This window comes from Immundisolibacter sp. (genome assembly GCF_041625615.1).
Classification (GTDB): Bacteria; Pseudomonadota; Gammaproteobacteria; order Immundisolibacterales; family Immundisolibacteraceae; genus Immundisolibacter.
In genome coordinates this window covers 1-18,283 of record NZ_JBFJTF010000038.1, presented here as the reverse complement: position 1 = coordinate 18,283, position 18,283 = coordinate 1, and the positions used below count along the sequence as shown (strand labels likewise).

Annotated in this window: 19 protein-coding genes and 1 tRNA gene; 13 read left to right on the top strand and 7 right to left on the bottom strand. The window is 68.4% G+C overall.

Features of this window, described 5'->3' with window-relative positions; translation table 11 throughout:
* The coding region (pcnB, locus tag ABYX71_RS04775) for a polynucleotide adenylyltransferase PcnB (RefSeq protein ID WP_372695360.1) at nt 1–1,227 on the bottom strand (1,227 nt) is incomplete at its 3' end.
* A gap of 103 nt (nt 1,228–1,330) precedes the next feature.
* Between pcnB and ABYX71_RS04770 the strand changes: the two genes are divergently transcribed.
* Both ABYX71_RS04770 and ABYX71_RS04765 read left to right on the top strand, forming a co-directional pair.
* A tRNA-Glu gene (locus ABYX71_RS04770) sits at nt 1,331–1,406 on the top strand.
* A gap of 150 nt (nt 1,407–1,556) precedes the next feature.
* On the top strand, nt 1,557–1,910 hold the full coding sequence (locus tag ABYX71_RS04765; protein ID WP_372695361.1) for an acyl-CoA thioesterase: 354 nt from the start codon (nt 1,557–1,559) through the stop codon (nt 1,908–1,910).
* On the opposite strand, the gene ABYX71_RS04760 is transcribed toward ABYX71_RS04765, so the two are convergent.
* Both ABYX71_RS04760 and ABYX71_RS04755 read right to left on the bottom strand, forming a co-directional pair.
* On the bottom strand, nt 1,897–2,979 hold the full coding sequence (locus ABYX71_RS04760) for an amidohydrolase family protein (protein ID WP_372695359.1): 1,083 nt from the start codon (nt 2,977–2,979) through the stop codon (nt 1,897–1,899). The genes ABYX71_RS04765 and ABYX71_RS04760 overlap by 14 nt on opposite strands.
* Before the next feature lie 251 nt (nt 2,980–3,230).
* Entirely contained in the window at nt 3,231–4,085 is an 855-nt protein-coding gene (locus tag ABYX71_RS04755; RefSeq protein ID WP_372695358.1) for an SMP-30/gluconolactonase/LRE family protein, read from the bottom strand.
* Nucleotides 4,086–4,211: 126 nt separating this feature from the next.
* Between ABYX71_RS04755 and ABYX71_RS04750 the strand changes: the two genes are divergently transcribed.
* Both ABYX71_RS04750 and ABYX71_RS04745 read left to right on the top strand, forming a co-directional pair.
* On the top strand, nt 4,212–5,135 hold the full coding sequence (locus ABYX71_RS04750) for a lysophospholipid acyltransferase family protein (protein ID WP_372695357.1): 924 nt from the start codon (nt 4,212–4,214) through the stop codon (nt 5,133–5,135).
* Nucleotides 5,119–6,594, top strand: coding sequence for a class I adenylate-forming enzyme family protein (locus ABYX71_RS04745; protein WP_372695356.1), 1,476 nt, complete (start codon nt 5,119–5,121; stop codon nt 6,592–6,594). Before ABYX71_RS04750 ends, ABYX71_RS04745 begins: the two co-directional genes overlap by 17 nt.
* Nucleotides 6,595–6,736: 142 nt before the next feature.
* On the opposite strand, the gene ABYX71_RS04740 is transcribed toward ABYX71_RS04745, so the two are convergent.
* On the bottom strand, nt 6,737–7,135 hold the full coding sequence (locus tag ABYX71_RS04740; protein ID WP_372695355.1) for a GNAT family N-acetyltransferase: 399 nt from the start codon (nt 7,133–7,135) through the stop codon (nt 6,737–6,739).
* Nucleotides 7,136–7,231: 96 nt separating this feature from the next.
* Between ABYX71_RS04740 and ABYX71_RS04735 the strand changes: the two genes are divergently transcribed.
* The 6 genes from ABYX71_RS04735 to ABYX71_RS04710 are packed head-to-tail and all read left to right on the top strand — an operon-like array spanning nt 7,232 to nt 13,623.
* Nucleotides 7,232–8,257, top strand: a complete 1,026-nt coding sequence (locus ABYX71_RS04735) for an LLM class flavin-dependent oxidoreductase (RefSeq protein ID WP_372695354.1) — start codon at nt 7,232–7,234, stop codon at nt 8,255–8,257.
* A 29-nt stretch (nt 8,258–8,286) separates the two neighbouring features.
* On the top strand, nt 8,287–8,952 hold the full coding sequence (locus ABYX71_RS04730; RefSeq protein ID WP_372695353.1) for a DUF5752 family protein: 666 nt from the start codon (nt 8,287–8,289) through the stop codon (nt 8,950–8,952).
* Nucleotides 8,949–10,190, top strand: a complete 1,242-nt coding sequence (locus tag ABYX71_RS04725; protein WP_372695352.1) for a glycosyltransferase — start codon at nt 8,949–8,951, stop codon at nt 10,188–10,190. Before ABYX71_RS04730 ends, ABYX71_RS04725 begins: the two co-directional genes overlap by 4 nt.
* Complete coding sequence (gene otsB / locus ABYX71_RS04720; RefSeq protein ID WP_372695351.1) at nt 10,177–10,989, top strand: trehalose-phosphatase; 813 nt, start codon at nt 10,177–10,179, stop codon at nt 10,987–10,989. Before ABYX71_RS04725 ends, otsB begins: the two co-directional genes overlap by 14 nt.
* Nucleotides 10,986–12,119: a mechanosensitive ion channel family protein gene (locus ABYX71_RS04715; protein WP_372695350.1), complete on the top strand. Its 1,134-nt coding sequence runs from the start codon at nt 10,986–10,988 to the stop codon at nt 12,117–12,119. Before otsB ends, ABYX71_RS04715 begins: the two co-directional genes overlap by 4 nt.
* Nucleotides 12,120–12,141: 22 nt before the next feature.
* Entirely contained in the window at nt 12,142–13,623 is a 1,482-nt protein-coding gene (locus tag ABYX71_RS04710; protein ID WP_372695349.1) for a trehalose-6-phosphate synthase, read from the top strand.
* Here ABYX71_RS04710 and ABYX71_RS04705 read toward each other — a convergent pair.
* From ABYX71_RS04705 to ABYX71_RS04695, 3 genes are all read right to left on the bottom strand, one after another.
* Complete coding sequence (locus ABYX71_RS04705; protein ID WP_372695348.1) at nt 13,599–14,195, bottom strand: exonuclease; 597 nt, start codon at nt 14,193–14,195, stop codon at nt 13,599–13,601. The two genes, ABYX71_RS04710 and ABYX71_RS04705, sit on opposite strands and share 25 nt — an antisense overlap.
* Before the next feature lie 6 nt (nt 14,196–14,201).
* Nucleotides 14,202–14,603 carry a peptide-methionine (R)-S-oxide reductase MsrB gene (msrB, locus tag ABYX71_RS04700; RefSeq protein WP_372695347.1) on the bottom strand — a complete coding sequence of 134 codons (402 nt, stop codon included), beginning with the start codon at nt 14,601–14,603 and terminating at the stop codon, nt 14,202–14,204.
* 73 nt (nt 14,604–14,676) lie between these two features.
* On the bottom strand, nt 14,677–15,303 hold the full coding sequence (locus ABYX71_RS04695; protein WP_372695346.1) for a Rieske 2Fe-2S domain-containing protein: 627 nt from the start codon (nt 15,301–15,303) through the stop codon (nt 14,677–14,679).
* An 83-nt stretch (nt 15,304–15,386) separates the two neighbouring features.
* Here ABYX71_RS04695 and ABYX71_RS04690 point away from each other — a divergent pair, with 83 nt between their 5' ends.
* The 3 genes from ABYX71_RS04690 to ABYX71_RS04680 all read left to right on the top strand — a co-directional run bounded on the left by ABYX71_RS04690 (nt 15,387) and on the right by ABYX71_RS04680 (nt 18,193).
* Nucleotides 15,387–16,172, top strand: a complete 786-nt coding sequence (locus tag ABYX71_RS04690; RefSeq protein WP_372695345.1) for an SDR family NAD(P)-dependent oxidoreductase — start codon at nt 15,387–15,389, stop codon at nt 16,170–16,172.
* Nucleotides 16,163–17,617 carry an MFS transporter gene (locus ABYX71_RS04685; protein ID WP_372695344.1) on the top strand — a complete coding sequence of 485 codons (1,455 nt, stop codon included), beginning with the start codon at nt 16,163–16,165 and terminating at the stop codon, nt 17,615–17,617. The genes ABYX71_RS04690 and ABYX71_RS04685 overlap by 10 nt, the downstream gene beginning before the upstream one ends.
* Before the next feature lie 228 nt (nt 17,618–17,845).
* Nucleotides 17,846–18,193, top strand: a complete 348-nt coding sequence (locus tag ABYX71_RS04680; RefSeq protein WP_372695343.1) for a cold-shock protein — start codon at nt 17,846–17,848, stop codon at nt 18,191–18,193.
* Nucleotides 18,194–18,283: the final 90 nt, after the last annotated feature.

Genomic DNA, 18,283 nt, shown 5'->3' with positions numbered 1-18,283 from the left:
ATCGCTCGCGGGCTCGGCCACCACGGCCCCCTCCTGCTCCTGCCGAGCGCCCCAGAAATCGACGGTCGGTTGCAGGTCGGGATCGTACTGGGCGCGCAGCGCCAGAAAATCAAAGGCCGCCCGAAAACGCGGGTGACCGAGCAACCGACCGGGCTGTCGGCGCCGCTGCAACCGGCTTTGCAGCGCCCATATCTCGGCCGCCGGCAAGGTGAACCGCTTGGGCACCGCAAGCAGGTCGGCCTGGCTGCGCAACACCGCTTCCTGAGCGGCGATGAACGCCTGGTGCTCGGACACACCCTGCACCAGCTGGCGCGCCATCGTCTCCTGCAACGGCTCCCACAGCATCACCGCCAGCAGGAACGACGGGGTGACCGGCAGGCCGGCCGCCACGCGCTGATCGGTATTGGCCAGGGCCGCACGAATCAAGCGCTCACGCTCCGGCGCCAAGGCACCGGATTCCAGCGGGAACAGATAGTCGAGCAACCGGTAATGACTGAGCAGCTCGTAGCTGCGCACACCGTGCCCGGACAACAGCAACTTGACCGCCTCGTCGAACAAGCGCGCCTGCGGCACGGTCTCGAGCAGGTAGCCGAGTTCGAACAACGGCGCCTCGGTCACCGCCTCGATCGTCAAATCCAGCTTGGCGGCCAGGCGTACCGCCCGCAGCATGCGCACCGGATCCTCTCGGTAGCGCGCTTCCGGCTCACCGATGGTGCGCAGCCGCCGCGCGGCGATGTCCTCCAGCGCGCCGACGTGGTCGATGAGCGAGAAATCCTCGATGCGGTAGTACAAGGCGTTGACGGTGAAGTCGCGGCGGATCACGTCCTCCTCGCGCGTGCCGTAGACGTTGTCGCGCAGGATGCGATCGCCGTCCAGGCGCGCATCGGCGTCATCCTCGGCCTTGTCGTGGGAGGCGCGGTAGGTGGCCACCTCGATGATTTCCGGCCCGTAGTGCACGTGCGCCAGACGAAAGCGCCGGCCGATCAGTCGACTGTTGCGGAAGGTGGCCCGCACCTGCTCGGGCAGTGCGCTGGTGGCAACGTCGAAGTCCTTGGGGGTAACCCCAAGCAATAGATCGCGCACGCCCCCGCCGACAAGGCAGGCCTCGAAGCCGGCCTTGTGCAAGCCGTACAGAACGTTCAGCGCGTTCTTGCTGATCTGGGCGCGGGAAATGGAGTGATCGCTGCGGGGCAGGATACGCGGGTGACCGAGTAAGGGTTCCGGCATAGGTCTCGTGGTGACGGTGTACGCAGGGGCGGGAAATCTGCCCCGACTGTCGCAATAGGCCGTGTGCTGGGCTATAGTATCAGCTTGCCTTCGCAAGCCGCCGGCTCCCTTCGTCTAGTGGCCCAGGACGTCGCCCTCTCACGGCGAAAACAGGGGTTCGAGTCCCCTAGGGAGCGCCACACACACCGGCGCTGCAAGACGCCGGCATGCAGCCGCATGCCGGCCGGGCATGTCTTCCAAGATTGGGATCACTCCCGCCCCGCTCAAGAGGTGACCGCGTGGTCGACCCGGTACTCGCCGGCAGCGAACCGGCCATCCGTGTGCTGGCGATGCCCGCCGACACCAACCCCACCGGCGACATCTTCGGTGGCTGGATCATGGCGCAGATCGACCTGGCCGGCGGCATTGTCGCCAGCCGCCGCGCGCGCGGCCGGGTGGTCACCGTGGCCATGAACGCCTTCGAGTTTCACGAGCCCGTGTTCGTCGGCGACCTGGTCAGCTGCTACGGCCGGGTGGTGCGTGTCGGCCGCACCTCGCTGACCCTGCACCTGGAAGCCATCGCCGAGCGTGCCTCCGACCCTGGCCTGCTGGTCAAGGTAACCGAGGCCACCGCCACCTTTGTCGCCGTCGACGACCAACGCCGGCCACGGCCCGTGCCGCCGGAAGCGATCAGTCCAGCCTGAAAAACCGCCGCGCATTGTCGCCGAGCAGCTTGTTCTTCTCCTCCAGCGTCAACTCCGGCTGCGCGTAGGCCGCCTCGATTTCCTTGCGCACGGCGCGAAAGTCCACTTCGTGCGGGTAGTCGGTGGAAAAGGCGAATGCATCCGCCCCAACGCGCTTGATCAGATACGGCAGCGTGGCCTCCCCCGGCTCGCAGCCAATCAGTACCTGCCCACTGCCCAGATAGTGCTCGAAGGTGCGGTACGCGCCCATCATGCCCAGTTCCGCGTTGCGCGCCATCCGATCCAGCAGCACCGTGGTCCAGCCACAGCCGCCCTCGGCGAACGCCACGCGCAGGGCCGGATAGCGCTCGAACACGCCGTTGTGGATCATCGAAACGGCCGCAATCATCAACCCCATCGGGTGATGGATGACATGCGAGGACAGGATCGAATTGACCGACGCCAGCCCCAGGCCCACGTTCGATCCGCCGTGCACGCCCAGCACACACCCCAGGTTGGCGGCCTCCTCGTAGATCGGCCAGTAGTACTCATGCCCGAGATCCAGCGGCAGGCCGGTGGACGGCAACATGGCACCCGGCAGGTCCAGCTCCTTAACCGCCCGGCGCAGCTCCTGCACCGCCGCCGAAGGCCTTTGCATTGGAATCAGCGCCATCGGCAGCAGCTTGGCGCTGACACGCCGGTAGCGGTCGGCCACATAGTCGTTGTACGCCTGGCATACGGCGACCGCGTATGCCTCCTCGCGAAGCTGACCGACCGTCAACCCTTCGCTGGTGTACATCACCGAGTAATCGACGTTGGCGTTGGCCAGAAACTCGAGCCAGTCCTCGGCCGACCCCTTGCGGTGCGTGCTCGCCAGCTGCTGGTCGCCCATCACGCCGTGTTCGGCCTTGAACACCTCGGGATTCGGCCAGTGCACGCCATCGAGCGTTGGAAACGGGGTGCGAAAAAAGGTCTGCGGATTCAGGCAAAGTTCGCGCACTGACGGATGCGCGTACTCGGCCATTTCGGCCAGTGATTCCATGATGTGGCCATCGGCATCGACAGCCGGACGCAGGGCAGCGGCATCCATGGTCTCTCCTCCATCACCCGCATCGGTTTATTGAACGATCGTTATTTTCTGTGACGTTAGCGCGCGGCACCCACCTTGGCAAGCACCTTGGAAGCGCTCACATCCGCGCGTGGACCGGCCTCCTTTGCCAACCCGATCGCCGCCCGCGGTGGCCGGTCGGCGCCAAGAACGCGCCTGACGATGCACCGCGCCGGCTCTCGCCCGACGCCGCAAACCCCGCTCGCCACGCCCCCAGCGCCTCCCCACCGGACTCACGGAGAGCCGGCACCGGGCACATCCACCTCCAGCACTTCCACGCGAGCCGTGGAGTCGCCACCGGCCAGGCGTTCCACGTCGGTATCCGCCGTCACCATGAACAGCGTGCGGCCATCCACACCCCCAAGGTTGCAGGCCACCGCCCGCCGATTGTTCAGGGACACACGGTCGGTGATCCGCCCGCCGGACTCCACGCGCAGGAACGCATCGCCAACGAAGGCGCTTGCCCACACCGCCCCGGCCGCATCCAGACAGATACCGTCCGGCGCGCACTCACCCAGATCGGCGAACACACGCCGGTTGCGCAGCGTGTGGCCATCGATGTCGAACGCGGTCAGGCGATGCGCGAAGGTCTCGGCCACGATCAGCGTGGCGCCATCGGGCGTCACCGCCATGCCATTGGGAAAGTTCAGGTCGTGCGCGACCGCCCTGACCCGACCGTGGACGTCAACATGATGCAGGGCGGTCAGGCAACCGGCGGCATTACCGAAAAGGTCGAATCCGAAGTTGCCGACGAACACCCCACCGTCCGGCGCCCTCACCATGTCGTTGACGTCACCGGCGACGTGGCCCGACAGGTCGGCAAACGGCTCCGTTCGGCCATCCGGCCAGCGTCGCAGCAGGCGACGATCGCGCATCGACACCACGAGCAGGCTGCCATCGGCCAGGAACGCGAGCCCCGACGGCCGGCCGGCCGGCAACTCGACCACGGTCTGCGCCTGCCCCATGGCCGGCACGCGAAGCACGCGGCCACCGAACATGTCGGACAGCCACAGGGCCCCATCGTGCCAACGCGGACACTCCCCGAACACCAGACCCGACAGATAAATCTCGGTCACCGGTTCCCGCATCGCGCTCCCCCCCTCGTTGCCGGCGCGGCGCTCATGTCGCCGCCGTGCACCGGTATCATTGCACCGTTTTTCGTCCCCGGCTGGCGTCCGGTCCGGGGTGTTGCCAGTCCACCCGGCTCATTTCGGTTGAATCCAGTTCTACTGTCCGCGCAGCGACTGTCGTTCGCCGCGCTGGTCGCGCTCATCCGCGCCATGCCCAATCCGCGGGCACTGCGTTACCTGTGCCTGCTGATGGCCGCGTCGATGCGTCCGTTCGGCGCGTCGTGGCGACGCCTGGTGCAACGCAACCTGCGCCTGGTGTATGGCGACACGCTGCCAGCCCCCCAACAGCGCGCCATCGCCCGCGGGGTGTTCGAGCACTCCGCGCGCGGCTTCGCCGAATTGTTCTGGCTACCCCAGGAACACGGCATGACCGTGGCGGACTGGTGCGACGTGGAGGGGCTCGAACACATCGACGCCGCCCTGGCCGCCGGCAAGGGAGTGCTGCTGGCCACCGCACACATCGGCGGCTGGACCCTGCTGCCGCGCTACCTCCAGGAACGCGGGCAAAACACCGGTTCGCTGCTGCGCCTGCCCAGCAACCCCGTGGCCAGCGCCGGCGAGGCGCAGGCGTGCGAGCGCATGGGCCTCACCTTCTACAACACGCCCCTGAGCCGCGAACACGCACACGCCTGCCTGAGACTGTTGCGCAACAACGGCGTGCTGTTCATCGTCGCCGACCGTCGCTCGGCCGACGTGAAGGTCGATTTCCTGGGCCAGCCGGCCTGGTGTGCCACCGGCACCGCATCGCTGCATCTGCGCACCGGCGCCGCCATCGTCCCGGCGTACGCCCGCCGCGAGGGCGACCGCCACCGCTTGGTGTTCGAGCCAGCGCTGCAGGTCGCGGCCAGCGGCGATCGCAAGGCCGACGAGCGCGCCATCACCGCCGAGTTGCACCGCATCTTTGGAACCTGGGTGCGGCGCCATCCCGAGCAATGGATGTGGAACCATAACCGCTGGCGCCCACGCCGCAGTGAGATGAGGGAGCACGGGAATGAACATCGCCAATGAATTGATCGACGCCGCCCGGCGTTGGCCGGACACCACGGCACTCCTTTTCGACAACCAGCGCATCAGCTTCGACTCGGTGGCGCGACAGGCCGGTCAGTGGCAGGCGAGCCTGCGGCGGCGTGGCGTACAGGCGGGCGACCGCATCGCCATGCTGCTGCCCAACGGCCCCGAGTTTGCCTTCGGCTATTACGCAACCGTGGCGCTGGGTGCCGTGTTCGTGCCGCTGGATCCGGCGCTCAAGGCGGACGAGCTGGCCGGCATCCTCGACGACCTGCAACCCCGCCTGCTGGTCGCGGCCGACCGCCTTCGGGGCGTGGTGCACGACGCCCTCGCACTGAAGCAACACTCGCTGGACGTGCATACCCCCGACGAGATCGCCGGCGACACGCCGGCACCGTTCGAACCGGTCCCGGTGCAGGCGGACAGCGCCACGGCCGTGATCCTCTACACCTCCGGCACGGTCGGCGGCCCCAAGGGCGTGATGCTCAGCCACGACGCGCTGACACCGTCCATGCACGCCATGATCGACGTGCTGGCTTGCCGGCCCGGTGACGTGTACGGCTTTGCGGTGCCGATGTCGCACATTTCGGGCCCCATGCTGCTGGGCATCGCCATGCGCAGCGGCATGACGCTGCTGCTGTTCGAACGGTTCGCACCCGGACGCTTCCTGGACGACGCCGAGCGTCACGGCATGACCTTGTCGCACATGGTGCCGCCCATGGCGCACGCCCTGCTGCACAACCGCGGCGCGCACCGCCTGACGACATTCCGCGCACTGGTGACCTTCGGCATGACCGCGTCGCCGGAGATGCTGCATCAATTCCATGCCCGCTGGCCGCATATCGGCCTGTCATCCGGCTACGGACTGACCGAGACCGGCCCGCTGGTGACCCTGGGGCCGGCGACCTTCCCTGACGACAAGTTCGGCGCGGTCGGCAAGCAGCTCGACTACGCAGGCATCCGCCTGGTCGAGGACGACGGCAGCGACGCGCCGACCGGGGGCAGCGGCGAGGTGTGGCTGTCCGGCCCGACCCTGATGCAGGGCTACTGGCGGCGCCCGGAACTGACCGCCGAAATGATGCCCGACGGCTGGTTTCGTACCGGCGATATCGGCATGTTCGACGCCGAGGGCTACCTGTGGATTCAGGGCCGCAAGAAGGACGTCATCAACGTCGCCGGCCTCAAGGTCTACGCCCCGGAAGTCGAGGACGCCATCTACAAGCATCCGGCCGTGGCAGAGGTGGCGGTACTGGGCGTCACCGGCGGCCTCAAGGGCGAAGCCGTGAAGGCGGTGGTGGTGCCCAAGGAAGACACCGCGCTGGCCGCCAGCGACATCGTCGAGCACTGCCGCAGCCTGCTGGCCGAGTACAAGGTGCCGCGCCTGGTGGACATACGTGCAGAGTCACTGCCGCGCTCGCGCACCGGCAAGATCAACAAGGAAGCGTTGCGCAAGGCCTGATCTGACGCTGGGCGGTGCCGGACGCGGCATCGCCCAGCCACCCGTGCCGCCCCCCCGAGAACGGCCCCGCGCCGGGCACGGCACCGGCGTGTGGATCGGCCAGCCGACATCCCGTGGCGGGCCTTCGGCTCAATGCTTCGGCTCAATGCCGCACGGTCAGATGCATCGCCACATGCGCGATGCCCGCTTCGAGAAACGCGTCACCTTCGGCGATGAAGCCGGCCGCCTCGTAGAACCCGCGGGCCTGCACCTGGGCATGCAGGTGCAACTGCGCCATACCCAGGCGCTGTCCCAGCTGCACCGCCGCCTCCAGCAAGCAGCGGCCGACCCCCTGCCCGCGCGCGCCGCGCAGCACCGCCATCCGCCCGATGTGGGCGTCCGGCAAGAGCCGCGCGCAGCCGACCGGCAATCCGGCGGCATCGCGCGCCAGCAGGTGCCACGCGCCCGCATCGCGGCCGTCCACCTCCACCGCCTCCGGCACCCCCTGCTCGTCGATGAACACAGCGCGACGGACGGCCAGCAGTTCGGCGGCGTGCTGCATCCAGCGCACCTGGGAGACGGTGTAGGGCGGCATAGGGCAGGCAAGACGGGTTGTTAAACTGGCGCCATTCAAGCACGAAGCGGACCCGCCCTCCCAATGACTCTCAAGCTCAGCGTTACCGACCAATCCCCCATTCACGACGGCGGCCCGCCGTCGCGCGGCCCGCGCGACAGCCTGCGCCTGGCCCAGGCCTGCGAGCGCTTCGGCTACCACCGTTACTGGCTGGCGGAGCACCACAACACGCCCGGTTACGCCGGCCCGTGTCCGGAAATCCTGATCGGCCACATCGCCGCCCACACCCGTCGCATCCGTGTCGGCAGCGGCGGCGTGATGCTGCCGCACTACCCGCCGTACAAGGTGGCGGAAACCTTCCGCATGCTCGAAGTGCTGTACCCGGGGCGCATCGATCTCGGCCTGGGCCGCGCACCCGGTGGCGACGGCATGGCCACCGCTGCCCTGGCCTACCCGCGCCAGCCGATCAGTTCGGACATGTACCCGCGCCAGGTGTTCGACCTGATGGGCTACCTGAACAACGACCTGCCGCCCCAGCATCCCTTCCACGGCATCCGTCTGGTTCCCGACGACGGCGGCGTGCCGCAAGTCTGGATGCTCGGCTCCAGCGGCGGCAGCGCCGAGGTGGCCGGCCAGCTCGGCAGCGGCTTCGTACTGGCGCTGTTCATCGGCACCCATGCCCGCTCGCCGGCCATCGTGGAGGCCTATCGCCGGGCCTTCCAGCCGTCGAAGAACGTGCCGCAGCCGCGCGTCATGATCGCCGTTGCCGCGGTATGCGCGCCGACCCGCGAGGAAGCCATGCGCATCGCCAGCACGCGCAGCATGTGGATTCATCAGGCCCTGGCGCGCGGGCGCATCATCGACCTGCCGACCCCGGACGAGGCCGAGCGCCTGGCCGCCGCCATGAGCCCCGGCGAACGGGCGCAGTACGAGCAGGTGCTCGAACACTCGGTGATCGGCACGCCGGACGACTGCCGCCAGCAGATCGAGGCCCTGGCCGCCGAGTACGACACCGACGAGGTCAGCGTGGTCACGGTGACCTACCACTACGCCGACCGCGAGCGGTCCTATGAACTCCTGGCCAAGGCGTTCGGTCTGACCGACCAGTAAGCCATCACCGGAGACCCCGCCCACCGCCCATGCCCGAGCCGACCGAGTTCATCGTCAAGGACTGCGCCCTGGTCACCCTGGCCACCGGGGTGCGCGCGCAAAGCCTGACGGCGCTGCGCGAGGGACTGCTGGGCGTACCGGCGGACAGTGTCTATCACCACTTCTGGGGTGGCCTGCTCGGCACGCGTTTCGACGATCCCGAGTTCAACAACGACTTCGCCGCCTGGGTGCGCCACGCCCTGCACGACCTGCCCCTGGCCGAGCGCCTGGCGGTGATCGACCCGGCCCAGTTCGTCGACGCCGAGGCCCTGCGCCAGGAGGTGCTGGAAGTGGTCGAGCAGCGGCTGGACGAACTGGACACGCCACTGTGGGCACCGCGCGATCGCCAGTTCAGCTTCGTGCGCGGGCAGGTCGTGGTGTTCGACACCGGGCGTCGCCTGAGCGAGGCGCACGAGCTGGTGCAGGTGTTGCCGCAGCTGTCGCCGGGCAGCGTGTTCTACCACGTCATCGACGCGCGCAGCCGGGCGCCGCAGAGCTGCGACGACTTCAGCTCCTGGCTGCGGGAGCTGCCCGACAGCCACGACACCCTGCTCGCGCGCCTGGCCGACATCGACCCCTACTTCGTCACCCTGGCCGAGCTGCGCCAGCAATACATCGACGTGATCACGTCGCACTTCGGCGGCGCATCGTCATGAGTGCCCTGCTCGACAGCTATGCCGACGTCGCCGGCGCCGACGTGGTACAGCACCTGCGCCAGCTGGCGGCGCCGCTGCGCGGGCTGAAGATCGTCAACATCAACTCCACCCGTGCCGGCGGCGGAGTGGCGGAGATCCTGCACAAGCTGGTGCCGCTGATGCAGGCGCTGGAACTGGACGTGCGCTGGGAGGTGATCACCGGCGGCGGTGCCTTCTACCAGTGCACCAAGGCCATGCACAACGCCCTGCAGGGCCAGCCGGCGCCGTTGTCCGAGGCCCTGCTGCGCGCCTACGAACAGACCAACGCCGACAATGCCGAAACGCTGGCGCCGGTGCTGCGCGACGCCGACGTGGTGTTCATCCACGACCCGCAGCCGGCGGCGCTGCTGCGGTACCTGGGCGAGCGCAAGGGCAAGTGGATCTGGCGCTGCCACATCGATGCCAGTCATCCGCAACGCAGCGTGTGGCGCTACCTGCGCGAGTTCATCGCCGATTACGACGCCAGCGTGTTCTCGCTGGCCGACTTCGCCCGCCCGCTGCCGCATCCGGTGTACCTGGTGCCGCCCAGCATCGACCCGCTGAGCGAGAAAAACCGCGACCTGCCGGCCTGGCAGGTGACCGAGGCCTGCCACCGGCACCAGGTCGACTCCGAACGGCCGCTGATGCTGCAGGTGTCGCGTTTCGACCGCTTCAAGGACCCGCTCGGCGTGATTGCCGCCTACCGCCTGGCCCGCCAGTTCATGCCGGCACTCCAACTGGTGCTGGCCGGCGGCAGCGCCGATGACGACCCCGAAGGCGCCGCCGTGCTGGAGGAAGTGCACGCGGCCGCCGCCGGCGACGACGACATCAAGGTACTGCTGTTGCCCTCCGACGCGCACCTGACCATCAACGCCCTGCAACGGGCGGGGCAGTTCGTGCTGCAGAAATCCCTGCGCGAGGGTTTCGGGCTGACCGTGACCGAGGCCATGTGGAAGGGCAAGCCGGTCATCGGTGGCGACACCGGCGGCATCCGCCTGCAGGTCATCAATCACCACACCGGTTTTCTGGTCAGCACGCCGGAAGGCGCCGCGCTGCGCGTGCGCTATCTGCACCAGCGTGGCGACATCGCCGCCGAGATGGGCGCCAAGGCGCGCGAGTTCGTGCGCGAGAACTTCCTGATCACCCGCCAGCTGCGCGACTACCTGACGCTCGTCACCAGCGTCCTGCATGCCAGGGAGGGCCGGCTTGAGCTCAGCTGATGGCGGCCGATTGCTGACGACGTTCTGGGCCCAGCTGGCGACAGCACAGCGGGCACTGCTGCTGCTGGACTACGATGGTACGCTGGCGCCGTTCACCCTCGACCCCGCCGACGCCCACCCCTACCCGGGCATCACAGGGGCCCTGGAGCGGTTGCTGGCGCTTCCGACGTCGAGCCATCGGCTGGTCATCGTCAGCGGCCGCTGGCTCAGGGACCTGCGTCCGTTGCTGGGCATCGACCACGGCCTCGAAATGTGGGGCTGCCATGGCCGCGAGCGGCGCCTGCCGGATGGGCGGCACAGCCTCACGCCGCTGCCGGAAGCCGCCGTGCGAGCCCTGGCCGAGGCCGATGCCTGGGAGACCATGGCGCGTCGGTTGGGCGGACGCGTGGAGCGCAAACCGGCGTCTCTGGCCTTCCATTGGCGTGGCCTGCCGGCGCACCGACACGAAGCGCTGCGCCAGGCGCTGGCGCAACGCTTCGCCGAACTGCCGGAAAACAACACACTGGCCTGGCATGACTTCGACGGCGGCGTCGAACTGCGCGTGCCCGGCCGCGACAAGGGCGACGTGGTGCGCACGCTGCTGGCGGAAACACCGCCCGGCGCACCCACGCCACGCATCGCCTACCTGGGCGACGACCTCACCGATGAGGACGCGTTCAAGGCTCTCGGCGAGCAGGGCCTGTCGGTACTGGTGCGGCCCGAGTACCGACCCACCGCGGCGCAGCTGTGGCTGCGCCCACCCGAAGACCTGCTCGCCTTCCTCCACCGCTGGGCCGACATACGGGAGCAGACTGGATGACTTTGAGCGAGATCGACTGGGGCAACGCGACCTGGACCGAGTGGATGCAGGTCAGCGTCCTCGGCAACCCGCTGGCCGCCTGGGCCATCGCCGTGGTCTTGATTTTCCTGGTGGCCACCGTGCTGCCCGTGGTCAAGGGCTTCATCGGGCGGCGCCTGCGCAAGCGGGCCCAGAACAACGGCGCCGTCATGAGTCGCTATCTGGCCGAGATCGTGGCGGGCACGCGCGCCAGCGTGATGCTGGTCGTGGCGGTGTTCATCGGCGCGCGGGCAGTCGACCTGTCGCCCAAGCTCGACGCGGCCCTGATCGGCATCACCGCCGTTGCCCTGCTGCTGCAGGCGGCGCTGTGGGCGCAGCGCGCGCTCAACGTGTGGCTGCGACGCTACCGCGAACAGGCACTGACCGAGGATGCCGGGGCCGCCACCACGGTCGGCGTCCTGAGCTTCGTGGCGCGCACCGTGCTGTGGTCCGTGGCCCTGTTGATGATCCTGGACAACCTGGGCTTCGACATCACGGCCCTGGTGGCCAGCCTGGGCATCGGCGGCATCGCCGTCGCCCTGGCGGTACAGAACGTGCTCGGCGACCTGTTCGCGTCGCTGTCGATCGCGCTCGACAAACCGTTCGTGGTCGGCGACTTCATCATCGTCGGCGACCTGCTGGGCACGGTCGAGCACGTCGGCCTGAAAACCACCCGCGTACGCAGCCTGTCCGGCGAACAACTGGTGTTCGCCAACACCGACCTGCTCAGCAGCCGGATCCGCAACTTCAAGCGCATGTTCGAGCGGCGCGTGGTGTTCAAGTTCGGCGTGCTCTACAGCACGCCGCGCCAGGCGCTGGCCGAGATTCCCAAGGTGGTGCGCAAGATCGTCGAAACGCAGGAGAAAGTGCGGTTTGACCGCGCTCACTTCTTCGCCTTCGGTGACTCCTCACTGGATTTCGAAGTGGTTTACTACGTGCTCGACCCCGACTACGGCCGGTACATGGATATCCAGCAGGCCATCAACCTGGCGATGATCGATCGGTTCGCCGAAATGGACGTCGACTTCGCCTTCCCGACCCGCACGCTGCACGTTGAGTCGCTGCCGGCCGCCGGGCCGGCCGGCGCCGCAGCAACCGGAGGCGGTGACTAGGCACCGCAAACGACGGCGGCTGGTGGTTGTCTCCAACCGCCTGCCGTTCGTCATCTCGCGTGCCGCCGACGGCACGCTGGTCAGCCGGCCGGGCAGCGGCGGCCTGGTCACCGCCCTGCTGCCGGTACTGCGCGATCGTGGAGGCGTCTGGGTCGGGTGGCCGGGTATCGCGGACCGCGACGGAGACGTCGACGCCGCCCTGGCCACCGCAACCGGCAAGGCCGGCTACCAGCTCGCACCGGTGGCCCTCAGTGCCCAGGAACAGGCGGGTTTCTATTACGGCTTTTCCAACGAAGTGCTGTGGCCTCTGTTCCACGATCTGCATTCGCTGTGCATCTTCGACCCCGAGTTCTGGCGCGTGTACTGCGAGGTCAACCGCAAGTACGCCCAGGTGGTGCTGGAAAACACGCATGGCGACGATTTCGTCTGGGTACACGACTACCAACTGCTGATGCTCGGTTCCGAGCTGCGTCATGCCGGGCTCGATACGCCGCTGGGCTTTTTCCTGCACATCCCCTTCCCGCCGCTGGACATCTACCTGAAGCTGCCGTGGCGCTTCACGCTGCTGCGCGCCCTGCTGGAGTTCGACCTGATCGGTTTCCAGACCCTGCGCGACCAGCGCAACTTCACCGACTGCGTGCGCACCCTGCTCCCAGAAGCCGGCTTCACGCACCGTGGACAGATGGTCCAGATCGGCGACCGACAGGTGCGCGTGGGCTGTTTCCCGATCGGCATCGACGCCGCCGCGTTCGAACGCCAGGCGCACTCGGAGCAGGTGGCGGCGGACGCCGCAGCACTGCACGCCCAGGTGAACCACCGCGAGCTGTTGCTCGGCGTCGACCGCCTGGACTACACCAAGGGCATTCCACTGCGCCTGGAGGCGTTTCGCACCGCACTGCGCAAATACCCGGACCTGCAGGAGCGGGTGACGCTGATCCAGGTGGTCGTGCCCAGCCGCGACGACATCCCCCAGTACCGCGACCTCAAGATCCGCATCGAGCAGTTGGTCGGCGAGATCAACGGCGAATTCACCCGTCCGGGCGGATGGGTTCCCATCCACTACGTCTATCGGGCGCTCGACCGCCTGAAGCTGATTGCTTACTACCGTGCCGCGCAGATCGCGCTGGTCACACCGCTGAAGGACGGCATGAACCTGGTCGCGAAGGAGTTCTGCGCCAGCTCAGTGAAGCGAACCGGCGTCTTGATCCTGTCGGAGTTCGCCGGCGCCGCCGCCCAGCTGCAACACGGCGCCCTGTTGGTGAACCCCTACGACCTCGACGGCACGGCTGACGCCATCCACCGTGCCTGCCTGCTGCCAGCGGCCGAGCGGCGCCGACGCATGGGGCTGATGCGCCGCAACGTGCGCCGCCAGGATGTGTTTCGTTGGGTGAACCGCTTCCTGGAAGCCGCCTTCGCCCACGATCTCGACGCGTTCCCCCTGCCGGACGACTACGTGCCCAGCGCCGAGGCCGAACACGCCTACTGGTCGACCGAACTCGACTGAACGGTGCCGGGCCCCGTATCCCCGCGACTGGCGCGCAGCAGGTTCACAAACAGCGCCCCCTGCTCCAGGGCATCGTCCAGCGCCACGTGCGTGTGCGGCAGATTGGGGTCGAACCACGCGCGGGGCATGTGCCGCTTGGTCGTTTGCCGAAACTCGCACCCGAGCACCGCCATCGCGAAGCTCTTGATGTCGAGTGCGGAGAAGCCGAACGGGTTGTCACCGACGAAACGCGCCAGATACCAGCCCACAAACGAGAAATCGAACGTCACCGGGTAGCCGACGAACACCGGCCGTCCCGGCAACGCGCGCAGCCAGGCCACGTACTCCGGCAGCGCCTCGGCGGGCGCGCGCAGATTCCGCCGGCAGGCCGCCCATGCCTGCGGCTGGTCAGCCCAGAACTGGGCGGTGCGTGGATTGACCTTGGCGCCGGGCAGCGTCTCCAGGTTGGCGCTCCAGGTGGCGACCAGACGTCCATCCGCCAGATAGGCCGCCGAGCCCAGGCTCAGCATGGAGTTCTCGCCGGGCAGGAAGCCGTCTGTCTCGATGTCGGTACTGACGTAGACCTCCGCCACAACGCCTCACTCGCCGGCTGGATCCAGCTGCAACGACAACGAATTGATGCAATAGCGCAGACCGGTCGGCTGAGGCCCGTCCGGAAACACGTGCCCCAGGTGCGAACCGCAGCGGGCGCAGTGCACCTCCACCCGCTGCATGCCATGACTGGTGTCGACCTCGGTGCCCACCACACCGGCCGCCGCCGGCTCCCAGAAACTGGGCCAGCCGCTGCCGGAGTCGTACTTGGTGGCGGCGTCGAACAGCGCCTCGCCACACCCGGCGCAGCGGTAGGTGCCGGGAGTCTTCTCGTCCCAGTACTGGCCGGTAAAGGCCCGCTCGGTGCCTTTTTGCCGACACACCTGGTACTGCTCCGGCGTCAGCTGCTCACGCCATTCGGCGTCGGTGGTGGGGATACGCTTGGTCATGACTCGAACTCCACAGCCGCCGCGCGCGATGGCCACGGCAAAAAAGATCCGCCGGACAGCACGCCCGGGGACACTACCAGAAAGCCCACAGCCGACCCTCCTGTTCGCGATGCGCCAGCGCCCGCAACGGGCGGTTGCCCTTGGCCACACACGCACCGGTGGCCAGATCGAACACCCAGCCGTGGCGCGGACAGGTCAGCCGCTCGCCCTCGCAGGCCAGCTCGGGAATGTTCGTGCTCTGGTGCGGGCAACGGGCGTCGTAGACCATGAGATCACCGTCCAGGTGGCTGACGAAGACCGCCCGCCCGTCCACCTCGCAGCGCACCGTGCCACCCACCGGCAGGTCGGCCAGCGGCAGCAGTGCGTGCCAGTCCGGCGCGTGACCGAGCTGGTCGACGCGAAACTCGGGCAGGTCCATCGCCAGCAACTGGTCGACCGCCCATACAACGCGCGTCAGTCCCAGCATGGGAAAGGCCATCAGCAAGGCGTCGAGCACCTCGTCGGCGCTGGCGCCGGTGCGCAGTGCCCGCGTCAGGTACTGTCGAAAGCCGCGCTCGGTCTGCGCATGGACCTTGCCGATCAGCGAAATCAGCGCCCGTGTCTTGGGATCCAGCCGGCGGCCGGCCATCTTCAGGAAACTGAAGTACGCCTGCATTGCCTCCGGGCGCGCCTGCAACAGGTAATCGAGAGCCTGGCTCATGAGCAGTGGGTCGGTAGGTGCATTGGGGCCGATTATGACCCCCTGCCCCGGTAAACTGCGACCGTCACTCAGGGGGAAGCACCATGGAACTGGCACTGGCCGGCAAGGTCGGCCTGATCACTGGCGCCAGCGCCGGCATCGGCCGCGCCACCGCGCAGGCACTGGCCGCCGAAGGCGTACACCTGACGCTGTGCGCCCGCCGCGCCGCGCCGTTGCAGGCGCTGGCGCAGGAACTGGCACAGCGTTACGGCGTGCGCACGCTGGCGGTGGCCGCCGACCTGTCGCAGGAAGCCGGCATCGCCGCACTGGTCGACGCCCACCGCGCGCAGTTCGACACGCTCGACCTGCTGGTCAACAACGCCGGCTCGATCCGCGCCGGCTCGCTGCTGGCCAAGCCGGAAGCGGAATGGCAGGAGGATTTCGCGCTCAAGTTCTGGGGCTACATACGCCTGACGCGCGCCGTATGGCCACTGCTGATGGCCGGGGGTGCACGGGTGGTGAACGTGATCGGCGCCGCCGGACGCCAGCCAAGCGCCGGTTACGTGGCCGGCGGTGCGGCCAACGCCGGCCTGATGAACCTCACCCAGTCCCTCGGCGACGAAGGCGCCCCACACGGCATCCTGGTCAATGCGGTCAACCCGGGCCCCGTGCGTACCGACCGCTGGCAGAGCCTGATGCAGCGCCAGGCGGCCGAGCGCGGCACCAGCGTGGCCGCGCTGGAAGCCGAACAGCTGGCCCATGTGCCGCTGCGCCGCGCGGCCGAGCCGTCCGAAATCGCCGCCACGGTGGTGTTCTTGTGCTCCGCCGCGGCCAGCTACATCACCGGCACCACCCTCCAGGTGGACGGGGGACTGGCACGGTGCATCTAGACCCGGCGGACGGCCGGCAGCCGCCTGGACCGGCAACAGCCCGCTTCCCCGACCTGCTGCGCGACGGCCGCGCGCCACTGACGGTCACCCTCGGACTGGGCATCGCCCTGCACGCCATGGACGTGTTTCTGGTGGCGACCGTCATGCCCAGCGTGGTGGCCGACATTGGCGGGGTGGCCTTCTATGCCTGGGTGTCGATGCTGTACATGGTTGGCTCCATCGTCGGCGCCGCCAGCAGCGGACCGCTGCGCACCGCCTACGGACCGCGCCGCGCCTATGTGCTCGCCGGCGCGCTGTTTCTGATCGGCTCCCTCGGCTGCGCCGTGGCACCGCGCATGGAAGTGCTGCTGGCCACGCGTACGCTGCAAGGCTTCGGCGGCGGGCTGATCGTGGCCCAGTCGATGGCCCTGGTCAGTGAGCTGTACACGCCGGAGCTTCGCAAGCTGATGCTGGCCTCCATCTCCAGCATGTGGGCCACCGCCGCCCTGGTGGGGCCGGCCCTGGGCGGGCTGTTTGCCGAAATCGGCTTCTGGCGCGGCGCATTTGGCGTCAACGTGCCCATCATCGCCCTGTTCAGCGTCCTGGCCGCGCGCCATCTGCCCGAGGACACCCGCAGCGCCACCCGCCAGCCGTTTCCGCTCGACCGCATCGGCCTGCTTGGCGCCGGCGTCCTGTGCGTGGCGGCCGCCGGCCAGCTGCCGGGCACGGCACTGCGCCTGGGCGTACTGGCCCTGGCGATGCTGCTGGTCAGCAGCGCCTTTGCGCTGGACCGACGCCACAGCGTCCGCGTGTTTCCGCGCCGGGCGGCCTCGCTGCGATCGCCGGTGGGCGTGGCCTACGGCCTGTTCGTGACCTCGTCCATCCTGCACACCAGCATCACCGTGTTTGTCCCACTGCTGATGCAGCAGGTCTACGGTCTGCGGCCGCTGTACGCCGGCTACTTCGCCAGCCTCCTGGCCGCCGGCTGGACCGCCGGCTCCCTGCTCACCGCCCGCTGGCATGGCGTGGCGGAACGGCGCGCCATTCTCGGCGGCCCGCTGCTGATACTCGTCACCACCGCGTTGCTGCTGGCCAGCGTCGGCCGGTCGGGAGCGCTGCCGATCGGTGCGCTGCTGGTCATGCTGGGCCTGGGCGTGGGCACGCTCAGCATCCACTTGATCGCCTTCACCATGCATCACGCCAGCGCGGGCGAGGAAAGCATCACCGCCGGCAGCATACCCACGGTACGCACGCTGGGCATCGCCTTCGGCTCGGCGCTGGCCGGGGTCATCGCCAACCTCGCCGGCCTGAGCGCGCACGTCGACACCGGAGTCGTGCTGCAGGCGGTCGGCGCCGTGTACGCGGCCAGCCTCGTGGTGGCCGGATTGCAGTCAGTGCTGGCCTGGCGCCTGCTGCGCCTGGCTCCGGCATCGGCCGCTGAAGCCACGACACGGGCACAGCCCTGAGCCGCCGGGCTATCCCAACGCGGTGCGGCCGCTATAATGGCCCGCGCACCGCCCTCACCAAACGGCGGCTGCCGGTCCGCGTCATCCGGTGGCAGCACCCCGCCACCGCCCCGGCCTGCCGATTTCTGAGCATCGTTCCTGCCGGAGCGGCCGTCGTCCACCCGTCATCTGCGCCGTGCTCTGTACGTCAACGCGGTGCAGCCACCTACTCGTGTTCATTGCTACCCCATGAAAGGCATCGTCAAACGTTTCTACTTCCGCAAGGGCTTTGGTTTCATCGAAGGCGACCAGGGCACCGAATACTTCTTCCATTACAGCGACTTCAACGGCGACAAGCAGGCCCTGCGCCCAGGACTCGAAATCGAGTTCGAGCCCCAGGAGGGTGAGAAGGGCCCTTGCGCCGTGGCGGTGGTGCTGCCCGGCGGAAAGCCCGCCCCGGTACGCCCCCGGCGTGCTTCGCGCAGCGACGGCAAAGGGGCCAAGGCGGCAGCCCACCCGGGCCGTTTCTTTGTGTTCGGTCTCGCAATCGGCCTGCTGGCCGGTGCGTTTCTGCAAGCCTGGCTTACCGCCCAGTAAAGCGCGGTCAGGCGGGCCGCACTGACGGCCCGCCTTCTTCTCCGCTCGTCCCGCGTTCGCCCCCTGGGTAGTGCTCGTCGCCGGCGTCGT